General features: G+C 74.9%; 12 protein-coding genes and 2 pseudogenes. 6 read left to right on the forward strand and 8 right to left on the reverse strand.

The window, feature by feature from the left end:
- Nucleotides 1-444 precede the first annotated feature (444 nt).
- From L6E17_RS01340 to L6E17_RS01355, 4 genes are all read right to left on the reverse strand, one after another.
- Nucleotides 445-3,522, reverse strand: a complete 3,078-nt coding sequence (locus tag L6E17_RS01340) for an AAA family ATPase (protein ID WP_236238954.1) — start codon at nt 3,520-3,522, stop codon at nt 445-447.
- A complete protein-coding gene (locus L6E17_RS01345; protein ID WP_236238955.1) occupies nt 3,519-4,712 on the reverse strand; it encodes an exonuclease SbcCD subunit D in 1,194 nt (397 codons plus the stop codon). The genes L6E17_RS01340 and L6E17_RS01345 overlap by 4 nt, the downstream gene beginning before the upstream one ends.
- Before the next feature lie 86 nt (nt 4,713-4,798).
- Complete coding sequence (locus tag L6E17_RS01350; RefSeq protein ID WP_236238956.1) at nt 4,799-5,425, reverse strand: YigZ family protein; 627 nt, start codon at nt 5,423-5,425, stop codon at nt 4,799-4,801.
- Nucleotides 5,426-5,449: 24 nt separating this feature from the next.
- Nucleotides 5,450-5,863, reverse strand: coding sequence for a DUF3291 domain-containing protein (locus tag L6E17_RS01355; protein WP_236238957.1), 414 nt, complete (start codon nt 5,861-5,863; stop codon nt 5,450-5,452).
- Nucleotides 5,864-6,107: 244 nt separating this feature from the next.
- On the opposite strand from L6E17_RS01355, the gene L6E17_RS01360 reads away from it, so the two are divergent.
- Complete coding sequence (locus tag L6E17_RS01360; protein WP_236238958.1) at nt 6,108-6,542, forward strand: CoA-binding protein; 435 nt, start codon at nt 6,108-6,110, stop codon at nt 6,540-6,542.
- A gap of 309 nt (nt 6,543-6,851) precedes the next feature.
- Here L6E17_RS01360 and L6E17_RS01365 read toward each other — a convergent pair whose 3' ends face one another.
- Entirely contained in the window at nt 6,852-7,631 is a 780-nt protein-coding gene (locus L6E17_RS01365) for a DapH/DapD/GlmU-related protein (RefSeq protein ID WP_236238959.1), read from the reverse strand.
- Between the two features lie 143 nt (nt 7,632-7,774).
- Here L6E17_RS01365 and L6E17_RS01370 point away from each other — a divergent pair, with 143 nt between their 5' ends.
- Nucleotides 7,775-8,305 carry a gamma carbonic anhydrase family protein gene (locus L6E17_RS01370; RefSeq protein ID WP_236238960.1) on the forward strand — a complete coding sequence of 177 codons (531 nt, stop codon included), beginning with the start codon at nt 7,775-7,777 and terminating at the stop codon, nt 8,303-8,305.
- 213 nt (nt 8,306-8,518) lie between these two features.
- Here the strand turns inward: L6E17_RS01370 and L6E17_RS01375 are convergent, their stop codons facing one another.
- Together L6E17_RS01375 and L6E17_RS01380 are read right to left on the reverse strand one after the other, a co-directional pair.
- Nucleotides 8,519-9,283: a DedA family protein gene (locus L6E17_RS01375; RefSeq protein ID WP_236238961.1), complete on the reverse strand. Its 765-nt coding sequence runs from the start codon at nt 9,281-9,283 to the stop codon at nt 8,519-8,521.
- Nucleotides 9,284-9,631: 348 nt separating this feature from the next.
- The gene (locus L6E17_RS01380; protein ID WP_236238962.1) at nt 9,632-10,084 is read right to left on the reverse strand and encodes a DUF4442 domain-containing protein; all 453 of its coding nucleotides are present in this window, start codon (nt 10,082-10,084) and stop codon (nt 9,632-9,634) included.
- A 105-nt stretch (nt 10,085-10,189) separates the two neighbouring features.
- On the opposite strand from L6E17_RS01380, the gene L6E17_RS01385 reads away from it, so the two are divergent.
- Both L6E17_RS01385 and L6E17_RS01390 read left to right on the forward strand, forming a co-directional pair.
- Nucleotides 10,190-11,242: a hypothetical protein gene (locus tag L6E17_RS01385; protein WP_236238963.1), complete on the forward strand. Its 1,053-nt coding sequence runs from the start codon at nt 10,190-10,192 to the stop codon at nt 11,240-11,242.
- Nucleotides 11,243-11,367: 125 nt separating this feature from the next.
- A complete protein-coding gene (locus L6E17_RS01390; protein WP_236238964.1) occupies nt 11,368-12,648 on the forward strand; it encodes an MFS transporter in 1,281 nt (426 codons plus the stop codon).
- Here L6E17_RS01390 and L6E17_RS01395 read toward each other — a convergent pair.
- Nucleotides 12,610-13,454: pseudogene (locus L6E17_RS01395) on the reverse strand (spermidine synthase). The gene L6E17_RS01390 and the pseudogene L6E17_RS01395 sit on opposite strands and share 39 nt — an antisense overlap.
- A 627-nt stretch (nt 13,455-14,081) precedes the next feature.
- On the opposite strand from L6E17_RS01395, the pseudogene L6E17_RS01400 reads away from it, so the two are divergent.
- Both L6E17_RS01400 and L6E17_RS01405 read left to right on the forward strand, forming a co-directional pair.
- Nucleotides 14,082-14,884, forward strand: a pseudogene (locus L6E17_RS01400) (TVP38/TMEM64 family protein).
- A 104-nt stretch (nt 14,885-14,988) separates the two neighbouring features.
- A complete protein-coding gene (locus L6E17_RS01405; protein WP_236238965.1) occupies nt 14,989-15,864 on the forward strand; it encodes an undecaprenyl-diphosphate phosphatase in 876 nt (291 codons plus the stop codon).
- Nucleotides 15,865-15,991: the final 127 nt, after the last annotated feature.

Genomic DNA, 15,991 nt, shown 5'->3' on the forward strand with positions numbered 1-15,991 from the left:
GCGGCCGGCCTCTGGCGGTTCGCCGGCTGGCATGTGCACCTCCTCGGCAGCGCCTGTCGCCACGATAGGTATCCGGGGAGAAGCGCGGCGAATTGAGTGCAGCCACTCAGGCGACGGTGCATCCGGCCTCCATGAGGCTGCGTTCCTGAGGAGTAGACACGGTTCCGCCAGTGCGTCGGCCATGTGCGGCCGCATCTCAGATCCCACGCGGACCGTGGAGCCGACACCTGCGTGGCCTGCCTGCCCCCTGCCGAGCGGACTGCTGACGATCAAGTACACCGCAGCCGGCGTGACCGGCCTTGAAGCGGCGTGTACGGGGCGGGCCGGTCTGCGGGAGCGGTGGCCCGAACGGTCGGGCCCGGTCCGACGGCGGCTATGGCGGTTGTGCCGGTCGACCGCACCCGCGGCGTCAGGGCACGCCGTGCCCGGCGTCTCACGAGCAGCTCAGGCGCCGACTCCCCTGGGCAGCACCACCGATCCCGTGCGGCCCTTCACCACCTCCAGCTGTGCCGGTATGCGGCGGCGCAGGTCGGGGACGTGGCTGACGATGCCGACGCTGCGGTCGCGTTCGCGCAGGCCGTCGAGGACGTCGAGGACCTCGTCCAGGGTGTGCTCGTCGAGGCTGCCGAAGCCCTCGTCGATGAACAGGGTGTCGAGCCGGACGCCCCCGGCCTCGTCCGTGACGACGTCGGCCAGGCCCAGCGCGAGGGCCAGGGACACGAAGAACGTCTCACCGCCGGACAGTGTGGCCGTGTCGCGTTCCGTGCCGGTCCAGGCGTCGATGACGTGCAGGCCCAGACCCGAGCGCTTGGTGCCGGCGCGGGCGTCGGAGTGGACGAGGGTGTAGCGGCCGGCCGACATGCGCTGCAGCCGCGCGGTGGCGGCCGCGGCGACCTGTTCCAGGCGCGCCGCGAGGACGTACGTCTCCAGGCGCATCCGACGCTGGTTCTCGGCCGACGTCCCGGCGGTGAGCGTGGCGAGTCTCGCCAGCCGGTCGTAGTGGTCGCGCAGCGGCCCGAGGCGCCGCACCTCGCGCTCCGCCTGGGCGGAGAGCCGGTCCAGTGCGGTGCACCGGTCGCGTTGGGCGGCGAGGGCGGAGGCCGCGGCGCGGACCGCGCGCTCGGCGGTCTCGTACGCGGCGCGGGCCGCTTCGGGGTCGGGAGGCGGGGAGAGCGCGGCGGCCCGTGCACCGGGCTCCGCCAGCCGGTCCGCCACGGCGGCGGACTCCGCCTGCCAGGCGTCCAGCCGGCGCTGCAGGTCGCGCTGCTGAGCGTCGTCGAGGACGGCGGCGGAGGCCGCGTCGGGGGTGGGGAAGCCGGAGCGGTACGCGGCGTCGGCGAGCCGGTCGTCGGCTTCCTTCAGCCGGCGTGCCGCCTCTTCCACGGCCCGTACGGCGTCGGCGGCCCGCGCGACCGCCTCGATCCGCCGTTCCAGGTCGGCCGACCGCTCCGCGACGGTGGTGGCGGCGGTTCCGAGGACGCGCGCCAGGTCGGTGTCCAGTACGGCCTGCTGCTGGTCGAGGGCTTCGCGGCGGGATGTGCCGGCCGCGAGGCTGACCTGCGCCTGCTGCCGGGCGGCGAGCCGGACGCCGTGCTCCTGCTCCGCCTGGCGGAGTTCCTCCCGCACGGCGTGGCCGGCCGAGGCCTGCGCGCGGGCCTCGGCGTGCTGCCGCTCCAACTCGCTGACGAGGGCGTGCAGTTCCGTCGCGGTTGGCCCGGCGGGCGTCGGGGCGTTCCCGGTGTGCTGCGCACCGACCGGTTCGGGGCCGGCCTGATCGGCGGTCCGGTCGGCGGCTTCGGCGGCCGCCGCGCCGTGCGTCTCGCGGAGGACGGCGAGATGCCGCTCGGCGTCCGCGCGTGCCGCGTCGGCGCGGGTGTGCCGTTCGTACGCCGCGTCCTCGGCCGCCCGGTCGACGTGCCCGTCCGCGGTGGCGGCGGGCGCCGGGTGGCTGGTGGATCCGCACACCGCGCAGGGTGCGCCGTCGGCCAGCTGGGCTGCGAGCTCCGCGGCGATGCCGCGCAGTCGGCGCTCACGCAGGTCCAGCCATGCCTCGTGCGCGCGGTTGGCCTCCTCACGTGCGGCGGCGAGGCGCTCTTCCGCGGCCTTGACGTCCTCGGCGAGGGCGTCGCGGCGGTGTGCGGCGGCGAGCCGGCGGCGGACCGGTTCCAGGCGGCCGGCGAGGTGCTCGGCGCGGGTCGCGGCGTCCTGCGCGGCCTCCACGCTCTCCTGCAGGTCTCGCCGTCTGGCCGGCCAGCCGGCCAGCCAGGCGTCGGCCTCCCGCAGGACTTCCTCGTCGGCGCGGGCCCTCCGGTCGAGTTCGGCGCGCTCCCGCACGAGCTCGGCCCGCCGCTGCTCCGCCAGTCGGCCTGACTCCAGGGCTGCGAGCTCCTGCTGGAGGGAGCGGTCGAGGGCGGTGAGGCGGTCGGCGCCGGCGTCGGCCAGCTCGCCGGGGAGGGCGGCCTTCGCGCGGGCGTGCGCCCTGTCGGCGGCGCGGTGGGCTTCCTCCGCCTCGGCGCGCAGGGCAAGCGGTGCGGCGACGCGCTCGGCCCGGCGGGCCTCTTCCAGCCGGGCCTGCCACCGGTCGTGCTCGCCGCGCCGGGCGTCGAGTTCTGCGGCGCGCCGGTGGGCTTCCTCGTAGCGCTGCCTGCGGGCGGCCCGCTCCTGTTCGCGTTCCAGGGCGCGGTGGGCGGCGGCCTGCCGGGACTCCGCGGCGAGCAGGGCCAGTTCGGCTGCGTCGCGGGCCTCCCGGGCCCCGGAGCGGGCGACGGCAGCCCAGGACAGCACGGCGTCCGCGAGGCCGGGGTCGCCAGGGGCGCCCTCGGGGGCGGGCCAGCCGTCGGCGGCTCCTCCGGCCGCCTGGGCCATGCGGTGCGCGACGGCGAGGAGCTGCCGGTCCCCCGCCTCGACCTGCTGCGCGGCGGCGCGCCGCTGCTCGGCGAGGCGCTCCTCGACGGCGGCGAAGCGGCGGGTGTCGAAGAGCCGCCCGAGGAGTCTGCCGCGGGCTTCGGCGTCGGCACGCAGGAACCGGGAGAAGTCGCCCTGCGGGAGCAGGACGACCTGGCAGAACTGCTCGCGGTTCATCCCGAGGAGTTGGCCGACCTCCTCGCCGATCTCCTGGTGCGAGCGGCTCAGCCCCTTCCACATACCGGTCCCGGGGTCGTACTCCTCCAGGAAGGACTGGGCCTTCTCGGTGGTGAAGCCGCCGCCGCGCTTCTTGGGGCGGGGCTGGGCGGGGCTGCGTGTGAGCCTCAGCCGGCGCCCTGCGACGGTCAGCTCGAGGACCACCTCGGTGGGCGTGCCCGCAGATGCGTGGTCGCTGCGCAGCGGGGCGCCGGGCGACTGGCGGGCGCCGGGTACGGAGCCGTAGAGGGCGAAGCAGACGGCGTCGAGTATGGAGGTCTTGCCGGCGCCGGTGGCTCCGTGGAGCAGGAACAGCCCGGCGGCGGAGAGCGCGTCGAAGTCGACGTCCTGGCGGCCGCCGAAGGGGCCGAAGGCGGTGACCTGCAGGCGGTGCAGTCTCATCGGGCCGCCTCCCGCGCGGGGTCCGCGGCCTCGCGGGCCGCGAAGTCGGTGCGTACGTCCGCGAAGGCGCCGTGCAGCGCGGCGCGTTCGCGGTCGTCGGCAGCCGATCCGCCGCGCACGTGGGCCACGAAGTCCTCGGCGATCTGGTGGTCGGTGCGTCCGCGGAGCCTGCGCGCGTAGGAGAGGTGCTGCCGGTCGTCCTCGCCGCCTTCGGGTGCGAAGACGAGGCTGAGGATGTGGGGGAAGCGCCGGGCGAGGCGGGCCATGGGCTCGGCGGGCCGCACGGCATCGGTGAGGGTGGCCTCCACCCAGGCGTCCTCGTGCCGGTCGAGGGCCGGATCGTCGAGGAGGTCGGCGAGGGTGCCGCGGACACGGGCCAGCGGGCGGGGCACGGGGCAGTCGATGCGCTCGGCGGCGATCTCCCCGGCGGGCCCGAGGTCGATGAGCCACATCGTCTTGCGGTGGCGCCACTCGGAGAAGGAGTAGGCGAGCGGAGAGCCCGAGTAGCGGACGCGCTCGGTCAGGGTCTGGCTGCCGTGCAGGTGGCCCAGGGCCACGTAGTCGACGCCGTCGAAGACGCCGGCGGGCACCGCGGCGACCCCGCCGACGGTGATGTCCCGTTCGCTGTCGCTGGGCTCGCCGCCGGCCACGAAGGCGTGGGCGAGCACGACCGAGCGGGTACCGGCCGGGCGGGTGGCCAGGTCGGCGCGGACGCGCTCCATGGCGGCGGTGAGCACCGCCTCGTGGGAGGACCTGCGGGCGCCGAGGCGCTGCCGCACGAGGGACGGCTCCAGATACGGCAGCCCGTAGAAGGCGACGTCGCCGTGCGGCGGGTCGGGCAGCACGACGGGCGTCCCGATGCCGTCGGGGTCGGTGCGCAGGTGGATGCCGGCGCGCTCCATGAGCCCGGAGCCGACGCCGAGGCGCCGCGCGGAGTCGTGGTTGCCGGAGATCATGACGGTGGGCACCCCGGCGTCGGCGAGGCGGTGCAGGGCGCGGTCGAAGAGCTCCACGGCGGCCAGCGGCGGGACGGCCCGGTCGTACACGTCCCCGGCGACGGCCACCGCGTCCACGTCGTGGTCGCGCACGGCGGCCACGAGGTGGTCGAGGAAGGCGGCCTGGGCGTCGAGGAGGCCGACGCGGTGGAACGACCGTCCCAGGTGCCAGTCCGACGTGTGCAGGAGTCTCATGATCGGTGAGGGTAGCGGGCGGGTCTGACAACGGTGGTCGGAACCGGTCGATCGGGCGCTCGCCGGGCGACCGTCCGGTCCGGCACTCATGCTTCGCCGTAGGCTTCGCCCCCGAGTTCGCAGGTGGCGGTCCCGGCGGTGGCGTCGGCAAGCCAGCCGCGGAAGGCGTCCACGTCCGCCTCGGGCAGGCCGATCTCGATCCGGACCGCGTCGCCGTAGCGCACGTCGCGGACGGTCCGACCGGTGGCGCGCAGCTCGTTCTGGAGCTTCCCGGCGCGCTGGTGGTCCACGGTCACGGTGGCCAGCCGGTAGCGGCGGCGGGTGACGGTGCCGAGCGCGTCGAGCGCTTCGCCGACCACCCCGCCGTACGCGCGGATCAGACCTCCCGCGCCGAGTTTGACGCCGCCGTAGTACCGCGTGACGACCGCCGCGACGTACCGCACGTCGCGGCGCAGGAGCATCTGGAGCATGGGGACGCCCGCGGTGCCGCCGGGTTCGCCGTCGTCGGACGCCTTCTGTACCGAAGCATCGGCTCCGACGACGTAGGCGTAGCAGTTGTGGGTGGCGGTCGGGTGCTCCTTGCGGATGCGGGCGACGAACTCCTGGGCCTCCCGCTCCGTCGCCGCGGGGGCGAGCGCGCAGATGAAGCGCGAGCGGGTGATCTCGGTCTCGTGCACGCCCTCGCGCGCCACCGTCAGGTACTGCTCCAGCATCCGGCCACCCTAAACCCGTGCGTTCTACGGCCCTCCCGCGGCGTCCGCCGCCGCCTGCTCGTCGAGGCGCCGGCGGGCCTCGTCCCAGGCGACCGGCAGGTCCTCGGCGGTCGCCTCCCAGAAGGTGAAGGTGGAGGCGCGCATGGCCGGGCGGAGGTCCCGCATGATGCCGCGGTGCGGCTCCGTGCGGGCGTAGGCGTGGAGGGCGTCGAGGTCCCGCCAGGCGGAGAGGGTGTGGAAGGTGCGCCGGAAGGGCTGCGCGACGAGGGAGGCGCCGTAGGCGCCGGGCGCCCGCTTCACCTGCCGCCAGGCGGCGAGCGACTTCCGGAGGAAGCCCGGCACGTCCCCGAGCGTGCGGACCTCGAAGCGGGAGGCCATGACGACGACCGGGGCGTTCGGCGGAGCGGGGTGCGGTGCGGTCCAGGGCAGTGCGGGCATGCCGGGGCTCCCTTGTATGGATAGTGGCACTATCTGTTTCTAGATAGTGCCACTATCCATACGTGGGGCCAAGCCCTTTCCGCCCCGTGCCGACGGCACCCGTCACCGGCGAGACGCGCCGACGCGTGCGTACGCGGGTGAGCGCACAAGGAATGCGCCACGGGAGGGGGTGGTTGGCCTGGACGGAAGATCAGAGACGAGGAACCGTGGCCGGGCGGCGCCCCGGCCGTACAGGAGGCGACCTATGTCGACGCGCGCAGAGAGGGGCGCCGGGACCGGCGACCGGGAGACGGTGCGCAGGATCCTCAAGGAGCTCGGGGACACCTGGGCCGTCGTGGGGTTGTCCGAGAACCGCGCCCGCGCGGCGTACGGCGTCGCACAGCTCCTCCAGACGCTCGGCAAGCGGATCGTGCCCGTGCACCCGAAGGCCGAGACCGTGCTCGGTGAGCAGGGGTACGCGTCGCTGGCCGACATCCCCTTCCCCGTGGACGTGGTGGACGTGTTCGTACGCAGCGAGCTGGCGGGCGCGGTGGCCGACGAGGCCGTGGCGAAGGGCGCCAAGGCCGTCTGGTTCCAGCTCGGCGTCGTGGACGACGACGCCTACGCGCGAACGCGGGCGGCGGGCCTGGACATGGTGATGGACCGCTTCCCCGCCATCGAGGTCAGGCATCTGGACTGAAGCGCCGCCGCCGGACCGAGGCGCCCCCGCACCGGCGGCCCGGAGCGGGCCCGGCGCCGGATGCCGCAGGCGCACCCCGTCCGGACGCCCGTGAGCCGGTCCCCGCCCGTCCCTCCCGCCTCCTGAAGCCCGTGGGCCGCAGCCCGTATCCCGGTGCCGCCCGCCGCGCCCCGGCACCCGTGCGCGCCCGTCCACTGCGGCGCGCCGCACGATCGGCCACAGCCGGCGAGCGCCCGACCGCCCTGGCGCCCGGTGCGGTCGGGCGCGGAGGCGGCCCCGGCGGGCCCGGTACGGTCGGCGGACCGCCGGTCAGGTCCGGGCCGCCCCAGGGGCCCGGTGCGGCCGGGCCTGCTGCTCCCAGGCGGCGAGCGCGGCCAGCTGGGCGGCCGTCACATGCTCGGGTATCGGCTCGGGGGCGGGTGTGCGCAGCGGCGGCTGCCAGCCGTTGAGGGCGTCCCAGCGCCGTACGACACGGGCCGGGGCCCCGGCCACCACCGCGTGGTCGGGCACCTCCCCCCGCACCACGGCTCCGGCCGCCACCACGACGTTGCGGCCGAGCCGCGCGCCGGGGAGGATCACCGCGCCGGTGCCGAGCCAGCAGCCGGGGCCGATCTCGACCGGGGCCGAGCGGGGCCACTGCCGGCCTATGGGCTCGTCCGGGTCGTCGTAGCTGTGGTTCGTCGAGGTGATGTAGACGTAGGGGCCGCAGAACGTGTCGGCACCGATCACGACCGGCGCGTCCGCGACGACGTGGCTGCCGCGCCCCAGGACGACGCCGTTGCCGAGCGTCACCACCGGATCGGGGCCCAGGTCCAGCCCGGGGAGCATCCCGGCGCTGAGCGTGACCTGCTCGCCGATGATGCAGCACTCCCCCAGCTCGATCCACTGCTCGCCGAACACGGCCCCCTGGGGGAAGGCCAGCTTCGTGCCCGCGCCGATGCGCCGGAACCGCAGCGGTCCCGGACGCTCCGCCGTCACCGCTCCGGTCTCCTGCACCCACCGCCAGCCGCGGTGCACCGCGCGGGACAGGGTGCGGCGGCGCCAGGCGGCGAGCTTCGCGGAGGAGAACACGTTTCTGTTCCTGGGCACCCGGACACCGTAATGGGCCCGATCATCGCTGGTCAGGCCACGGAGTTGTGATGTTCGCCCCACCGCAGGGGCGGCACGGCGGGTGGCATACGGTTCGGTCTGGCGCGACGAGGTGGCGCGAGCTCGAGGAGCTGAGGCCGACGATGACGGAACGACCGCTGATCGCCGCGGTGGGCGGCAAGGAGCCGCAGGTGGACGAGGGCGCCTACGCCGCGCCGACGTCCGTCGTGGTGGGCGAGGTGACGCTGGCCCGCGGTGCGAGCGTCTGGTACCACGCCGTGCTGCGCGCCGACTGCGGGCCGATCACCCTGGGCGAGAACAGCAACATCCAGGACAACTGCACCGTCCACGTGGACCCGGGATTCCCGGTCACGGTGGGCGCGGGGGTGTCCGTCGGCCACAACGCGGTCCTGCACGGCTGCACCGTCGAGGACGACGTGCTGGTCGGCATGGGGGCCACGGTCCTCAACGGCGCCCACATCGGTGCGGGCTCCCTGATCGCCGCGCAGGCTCTGGTCCCGCAGGGGATGCGGGTCCCGCCCGGGTCGCTGGTGGCGGGGGTGCCGGCCAGGGTCAAGCGGGAGCTGACCGAGGAGGAGCGCGAGGGCATCCGGCTGAACGCGGCGATGTACGGGGAGCTCGCCCGCGCCCACCGGGAGGCCCACGCCTCCTGAGGCGCACCCCGGGGCCCGCCGAGCGGGCGGACGCGCACTCCCCGGCACGCCCACGGCCGCACGGGCCGGACCTGCGGCACGGTGGGCCCCCGCGGCCGTACGCGGCCGACCGCCGGTCGCACGCCGCGGGCCCGCGGCCGCATGCGGCAGTCCGACGGACCGCCCGGCGCCCGGCGGCTGCCAGGGCCGGCGCCGCGAGCCGGCGCGGTCGGGTCAGTCGGTGCCGACGGCCGCGGGGACGCGCTCACCGCCCGAGGCGCTGCCGTCCGCGGCATCGCCCGAGGGAGCCGTGGCCCCGGGGGCGGGCGCTGCCGGCGACGGACTGCCGGCCGCTGGGACGGACACCGCCGCGGCAGGCTCCGCCTCCGCCGCGGCCGCGGCCTTCTTGGCCCGGTGCTTGAGCACCAGCACCGACGTGAGCCCGACCGCCACCGCCAGTACGAGGCCGAGCCAGGAGAACTGCTTCAGCCAGGCTTCGGCGACGACTCCGACCGAGTAGACGACGGCGGTCGTGCCGCCCGCCCACAGGATGCCGCCGAGGACGTTGGCGAGGAGGAACTTCCCGTACGGCATGCGGAGCACCCCGGCCAGCGGGCCCGCGAAGATCCGCAGCAGGGCGACGAAGCGGCCGAAGAAGACGGCCCACACGCCCCACCTCTCGAAGGACCGCTCGGCCATCGCGATGTTGGCCTCGCCGAAGTGCCTGGGGAACCTGGCGCCCAACCGGGCGAGCAGCGGACGCCCGCCCTTGCGGCCGATGGCGTAGCCGATCGAGTCGCCGATGATCGCCCCGGCCGTCGCGCAGGCGCCGAGCACATACGGGTTGATGTCGCCGTGCTGGGAGGCGAGGAGGGCGGAGCTGACCAGGACGATCTCTCCGGGCAGGGGGACCCCCAGGCTCTCCAGTCCGATCACCGCGCCCACCAGGACGTAGATGGTGAGCGGGGGGACGGTCTCCAGCCACTCCTGGACGTGCAACGCCGGTTCCTCCGTGTCTGTGTGCTGCGGGATGGGGTGAAGCCGATGTGGTCCATGCGGCGCGGGAGCCGCAGCCGGCCGTGCGCGCAAGGCAGGTCGGGAGGCCGCCCGGCCGCCGACGGCGCCGGGCGCGGCGCGTACCAGGGCCGGGACCATCAACATCCTGATCAGGATCACGATCAGGATCAGGATCACCGGGGAAGACGGGCGGAGGACCGCCGGGGTTGCCCGCACCGCCGAACGCACCTGCCCCCGTCACCGGCGGGAAGCGGTGGCGGGGGCAGGCGGGGCGCGTCGTGGCGCAGCCGGTCGGCGGAGGGTCCGGCCGAGGGGCGGACCCGGCGGGTGTCAGGAGGTCGGGCGCAGCGTCCAGGTGATGACCATCTCGCCCGTCACCGCGCCGTCCTCCCGGGTGATCGCGATGTTCACGGGGAACTCGGGGCGCTGCCCGGCGTCCAGTTCGGCGATGACCTCGTCCCGGGTGCGGCCCAGGGTGGCGGTGGCGGTGACGACGCCCATCGCCAGCTTCTTGTAGGCGATCTCGGCCTTGACGGCGAGCGGCACGGCCCGGCCCATCTGGTCGCCGAAGGCACCGATGACGATGGCGCCGCTGGCGGACTCGCCGAGAGTGAACATCGCGCCGGCGTGCGGGCCGCCGACGTGGTTGTGGAAGTCCTTCTGGTCGGGCAGGCGCAGCACCGCGCGGTCTGCGGTCGCCTCGACGACGTCCAGGTTCAGGGTCTTGGCCATGGGCACCGTGGCCAGCAGCATCTCGCCGATGTTCGGCAGCGTCTCGGACATGCGCCGAAGTTACCAGGCGGTAGCATCCGTGCGTAACCCTGTGCCGTACAGGTGACCGGGGGCGGCCGTGGCACGCGTCACCCCGCCCCTCTATGGTTACTGGCCATGTGGCCAGGACAGCAGCCGCCCGGGGGCGAGCAGAACCCGCAGGACCAGAACGCGCCGAATCCGTACCAGCAGCAGGGGTACCAGCAGCCGAACCCTTACCAGCAGCAGCCGGGGTACCAGCAGCCTGGCCACCCTCAGCAGCCGGGTTACGGCCAGCCGAACCCTTACCAGCAGCCCACCGTCCCGCAGTACGCCGTGCCCGGCCAGCCGCCCGCCGCGGCCGCGCCGCCGGCGTCCGGCAGCCGCAGGACGACGGTGGTCGTCGCGACCGTGTCCGCCCTGGCCGTCCTGACCACCGCCGGAGTCACCGGCTATGTGGTGCTGGGCGACGACGGGAAGGAGTCGGTCGCCAAGCCCGACGCCAAGCCCGCGGCGAGCGTCTCCGCTCCGGCGGCCGACCCGTCGCCCTCCGCCGTCGACAACCCCCGTGCGGGCAACGGCGCGGCACAGCCGACCATCCCCGGCTGGAAGGTCGTCTACAACCCCAAGTACGGCACGCTGTTCGACGTTCCGGCCGACTGGGAGGTCAGCGGCTCGGGCGTCATGCACATCGTGACGGACGAGAAGGAGGGCGGCGCCGCCGCCTTCAACGTCATGTCGGCACCGGCGTACTACAAGAGCGAATGGTGCTCGTACGACGCCGAGAAGGACGGCACACCCGACACATGGGGGCTGGCCTCGACCGGTACCAAGGGCGCCCAGGGCGCCAAGGACACCGGCAACGCCGCGCTGAACGAGGCCGGCACCTGGGCCTGGTCGCAGGCGCAGGACGAGCCCAAGGAGAAGGTCAAGCTCGGCAAGCCGGCCCCGTACACCACCAAGTCCGGACTCACGGGCCACGTGGCGACGGCGAAGACCGAGAACACCAAGCACGAGCACAAGTGCGACACGGAGACCAAGGCCATCGCGTTCTCCTTCAAGAACGCCAAGGGCGACTTCTCCACCTGGTGCCTCTACGGCCCGACGGGCGTCAAGGACGAGCTCCCGGAGGCCACGATCCAGAAGATCCTGAGCACCGTGCGCCTCGCTGACGAGCAGCCGAAGCAGTAGGCCGCCCGCTCGGACGGCCCGGGCGGGCGGCGGCCGAAGGCCGGAGCGGAGGGGACCGGCCGGGGTTCGCCGTCTGACGGGCAATCCGTTTGGCGGCGGGCCCCCGCACAGGCGATAGTCCGCATGTGAGACAGCCCGCCGCCCAGCGCAACTACCTGCTGCTGACCGCCTCCGCGGTCGTCACCAACCTCGGCACGCACGGAGCCCTCATCGCGGCGGCCTTCGCGGTGCTGGAGACCGGTGGCGACGCCGGGGACGTCGGCCTCGTGGCCGCCGCCCGGTTCCTGCCCCTGGTCCTCTTCCTCCTCATCGGGGGAGCCGTCGCCGACCGGCTGCCGCGGCACCGGGTCATGGTCGCTGCCAACGCCCTGAACTGCGTGTCGCAAGCGGCCTTCGCGGCCCTCGTGCTGTCCGGCGCCGCCGAGCTGTGGCACATGATGGTGCTGACCGCGCTGTGCGGCACCGGACAGGCCTTCTTCAACCCCGCGGCCGAGGGCATGCTGATGTCCAGCGTCACCGGGGAGCACGCGGCCCGGGCGTTCGCCCTGTTCCGGATGGCGATGAACGGCGCCACCATCGGCGGCGCCGCACTCGGCGGGGCGCTGATCGCCGCCTTCGGGCCCGGCTGGGTCCTCGCCATCGACGCGGCCGCCTTCGCCGTGGCGGGCGCGCTGCGCGCGTTCCTCGACGTGAGCCACATCCCGGAGCGGACGCCCGGCAGCGGTCTGCTGGCGGATCTGCGGGAGGGCTGGCGAGAGGTCGCGAGCCGCCCCTGGCTGTGGTCCATCGTGGCCCAGTTCTCCGTCGTCGTGGCCGTCGTCGGCGCCGCCGAGGCCGTGTACGGGCCGCTGGTCGCCCGGGACGCGCTGGGCGGGGCACGGCCCTGGGGCATCGCCCTGGCCGCCTTCGGCGCGGGCACCATCGGAGGCGCACTGCTGATGCTGCGCTGGAAGCCCCGGCGGATGCTGCTCGTCGGCACGCTGTGCGTGTTCCCGCTGGCGCTGCCGTCGGCGGCGCTGGCCGTGCCCCTCCAACTGCCGGGCCTGATGGCGGCGATGTTCGTGTGCGGGGTGACGCTGGAGGTGTTCGGCGTGGCCTGGATGACCACGCTGCACCAGGAGATACCCGAGGAGAAGATGTCCCGGGTCACCGCGTACGACTGGTTCGGCTCCACCGCCATGCTGCCGCTGTCCACCGCTCTCGCCGGTCCCGCGGAGGAGCTCTTCGGGCGCCCGCAGGCGCTGTGGGGCTGCGCGGCGCTGATCGTCCTGGTGACCGCGCTGGTCCTCCTCGTCCCCGATGTGCGGAACCTGACGCGGCGGACGAAGGAGGTCGCCGCGGGCGGAGCGGCTCCGGCCGCTGCCGTCTCAGCCGATGCCGAAGGCGCCGCCGGGCGGGACCGGTGACGCCACGGCGTCCGCGTCCCGGACCACGGGCGCGTCGCCCGTGAGGCGCGCCAGCGCTTCGCCCTCCTCCACGCGCGCGGGGAACGGGTCGCCGGCGGCGCGCCGTGCGAGCCGGGCCGTGTCCAGGGGGTGTGCGACGCCACCAGTACGACGTTGCCGAAGCGGCGGCCGCGCAGCACGGCGGGTTCGGCGATCAGTGCGAGCTCGGGGAAGACGGCTCCGAAGGTGGCCAGCTGCGAGCGGAGGAACGGGAAGGGCGCACCGTCCGCGAGGTTCGCCGCGTAGCAGCCGCCCGGCCGCAGCACCCGCTCCACGACGTGCGCGTACTCGACGGACGTCAGGTGCGCCGGCACCCGCGAGCCGCCGAAGACGTCCCCGACGACGAGGTCCGCCGAGCGCGCCGGCGCCGCCTCCAGCCAGGCCCGCGCGTCGGCGCCGTGCACGGTGATGCCCGAGGCGGCGGGCACGGGCAGGTGCTCCGCGACCAGGGCGAGCAGCCCCCGGTCCGCCTCCACCACCTCCTGCCGCGACCCCGGGCGGGTGGCTGCCGCGTAGCGCGGCAGGGTGAACGCACCGCCGCCGAGGTGCACGAGGTCCAGCGGCGCGGCCTCGGGGCCCGCGCAGTCGACGACGTGGGCGAGCCGACGCGCGTACTCGAACTCCAGGTGGGTCGGATCGTCCAGGTCGACGTACGACTGCGGGGCGCCGTCCACGGTCAGCAGCCAGGCCCGGTCCCGGTCGACGTCCGGCATGAGCTTGGCGGTGCCGCCGTCGACGGCGCGGAGGACGGGGAGGGGCTCGTTCACCGGGCCATTGTCCCGCCCCAGCCGCACCTCGCGGCACCTCGGCGCCGGTTGCCGACGCCGAGCGCGGGGGCCGCCGCCCCGGACCCGGAAGCGGGGATCCGGTCCGGCACGGCGGGGCCCCGGATCCCCACCGCCCGTACGGCACGGACCCCTCCCCCGGCTTCCCGCACAGGCGCCGCGGACACCGCCCGCACCACCCCGCCCGGACGCCGGGTTCCGTGGCCCCACCACCCGGACCGCCGGGCGAAGTCCTGAGCGGGGCGGCGGCTCCAGCGGATATGCGATGCGGGGCGGCGGCTCCAGCGGGGCGGCGGGCCGCGGCCGCAACACGGCGGCAGCCGCAGCGGCCGGCGAGTGCGGCGTGCGGCGTGCGGCATGCGGCGACTGCGACGGGCGGCGACTGCTACGGGGTGACCGGCGGCGACTGCTACGGGGTGGCGGGCGGCGACGGCGGCGGGGTGGCAGGCGACGCCCGCGATGGGCGCGGAAACGCCACGGCGCGGGAACGCCGAGGCGCGGAGCACCAGGACGCGGGAGCACCAGGACGCGGGAGCACCAGGACGCGGGAGCACCGGGAAGCGTCGTCCGTCACGGCGATCAACGGACCGCTTCGGTTACGCTCCCCGAATGCTCCCGCCCGCCACCCCGCGCCCGCCGGCCGGTCCCGCCCTGCGCTGCGCCCGGGTGCTCCTGTCCCCCCGGGCCCGGCTCGCCCTGCTCGTCCTGCTGCTGGCCTGCGGCGCCGCGGCGGTCCTGACGTACGAGCCGCAGCGCCTGCTGGCGGACGGCGGCTGGCCGCCGCAGACCGGGGTGCCGCGGCCGCGGTGCTGTTCGGCGTGGCGTACGGCCTGTGCACGGCGGCCTTCGTGCCGCGGCCGGTGCTGAACCTGGCGGCGGGCGCGCTCTTCGGTGCCCAGGCGGGGCTGGCGGCGGCCGTCGGCGGCACCGTCCTCGGCGCGGGCATCTCCTTCACGCTCGGCCGGGTCCTCGGCCAGGACGGGCTGCGGCCCCTGCTGCGCGGCCGGTTCCTGGAGCTGGCGGACGGGCAGCTCAGCCGGCACGGCTTCCGGTCGACGCTGGCGATCCGGCTGTTCCCCGGCGTGCCGTTCGCGGCGGCCAACTACTGCGCGGCGGTCTCCCGGATGGGGTACGCGCCGTTCCTGGTCGGCACGGGGATCGGCTGCGTGCCCAACACGGCGGCGTACGTGATCGCGGGCAGCCAGGCGGGCTCGCCGACCTCGCCGGCCTTCCTGATCTCCGCCGCGTTCATCGTGGTGAGCGTGGCCGCGGGTGCGGTGGTCGCCTGGCGCAAGCGGCACCGGCTCGCGCTCAGGGGCCCGGTGGGCGGCCCGGGTGGCGCGGCCGTGCCGGTCCGGCTGCCCGTACCGGCCCAGGTCAGGGCGATGGCGGTGGAGAGCGAGCCGGTGTGACACGGCTGCCCGACATCGGATGATCACCGTCCGTTCACCGTCGGGCGATACGCTGCACCGCATCCTTTGACCGCACACGTACATTTCGGGACGGCCCTGGCCCCATGAATTGGTTCGAATCGCTCATCCTCGGACTCGTCCAGGGGCTGACGGAGTTCCTCCCGATCTCCTCCAGCGCCCATCTGCGTCTCACGGCGGCCTTCGCGGGCTGGCAGGACCCGGGCGCCGCGTTCACGGCCGTCACGCAGATCGGCACGGAGACCGCCGTCCTCATCTACTTCCGCAAGGACATCAGCCGGATCCTGTCCGCCTGGTTCCGGTCCCTGACGGACAAGTCGATGCGCGCGGACCAGGACGCCCGGCTGGGCTGGCTGGTCATCGTCGGCTCGGTCCCGATCGGTGTGCTGGGCGTGACGCTCAAGGACCAGATCGAAGGGCCCTTCCGCGACCTGCGGCTCACCGCGACGATGCTGATCGTGCTCGGTGTCGTCCTGGGCGTGGCCGACCGGCTGGCGGCCCGCGCGCAGGAAGGCGGCCGGCACCGCGCCGCCGCGCCCCGCAAGACGCTGGCGGACCTGGGCGTCAAGGACGGCCTGGTGTTCGGCCTGTGCCAGGCGATGGCACTCGTCCCGGGCGTCTCCCGGTCCGGCGCGACGATCAGCGGCGGCCTGTTCATGAACTACACCCGCGAGTCCGCCGCCCGGTACTCCTTCCTCCTCGCCATCCCCGCCGTCATGGCGTCCGGGGTGTACGAGCTGAAGTCCGTGAGCGAGAGCCACGTGTCCTGGGGGCCGACGGTCTTCGCGACGGTCATCGCCTTCTGCGTGGGCTACGCCGTCATCGCCTGGTTCATGAAGTTCATCACCACCAAGAGCTTCATGCCCTTCGTGGTGTACCGGATAGGGCTCGGTCTGGTGCTGCTGGCGCTGATCTGGCTGGGTGTCCTCAGCCCGACCGCCGGGCAGGCCGCGGGCCACTGACGGCCTGCGGGCCACTGACGCAGGTGCCGGCCACTGGCGGAGGCGCTGCCCTCCGGCGAAGGCGCCGGCCGCCGACGGAGGTGCGGCCCCCTGACGGAGGTGCGGCCCGCTGACGGAGACGGTGCGG

Origin of the sequence: Streptomyces sp. CC228A, from assembly GCF_021390935.1 — a bacterium.
In the GTDB taxonomy this organism is placed as follows: domain Bacteria; phylum Actinomycetota; class Actinomycetes; order Streptomycetales; family Streptomycetaceae; genus Streptomyces.

What these genes read in the sequence shown, in the direction of transcription:
- L6E17_RS01370 (WP_236238960.1), top strand. Translation starts at nt 7,775, where the DNA reads ATGACGGAACGACCGCTGATCGCCGCGGTGGGCGGCAAGGAGCCGCAG.
- L6E17_RS01345 (WP_236238955.1), bottom strand. Translation starts at nt 4,712, where the DNA reads ATGAGACTCCTGCACACGTCGGACTGGCACCTGGGACGGTCGTTCCAC.
- L6E17_RS01385 (WP_236238963.1), top strand. Translation starts at nt 10,190, where the DNA reads ATGTGGCCAGGACAGCAGCCGCCCGGGGGCGAGCAGAACCCGCAGGAC.
- L6E17_RS01405 (WP_236238965.1), top strand. Translation starts at nt 14,989, where the DNA reads ATGAATTGGTTCGAATCGCTCATCCTCGGACTCGTCCAGGGGCTGACG.
- L6E17_RS01360 (WP_236238958.1), top strand. Translation starts at nt 6,108, where the DNA reads ATGTCGACGCGCGCAGAGAGGGGCGCCGGGACCGGCGACCGGGAGACG.
- L6E17_RS01355 (WP_236238957.1), bottom strand. Translation starts at nt 5,863, where the DNA reads ATGCCCGCACTGCCCTGGACCGCACCGCACCCCGCTCCGCCGAACGCC.
- L6E17_RS01340 (WP_236238954.1), bottom strand. Translation starts at nt 3,522, where the DNA reads ATGAGACTGCACCGCCTGCAGGTCACCGCCTTCGGCCCCTTCGGCGGC.
- L6E17_RS01380 (WP_236238962.1), bottom strand. Translation starts at nt 10,084, where the DNA reads ATGTCCGAGACGCTGCCGAACATCGGCGAGATGCTGCTGGCCACGGTG.
- L6E17_RS01350 (WP_236238956.1), bottom strand. Translation starts at nt 5,425, where the DNA reads ATGCTGGAGCAGTACCTGACGGTGGCGCGCGAGGGCGTGCACGAGACC.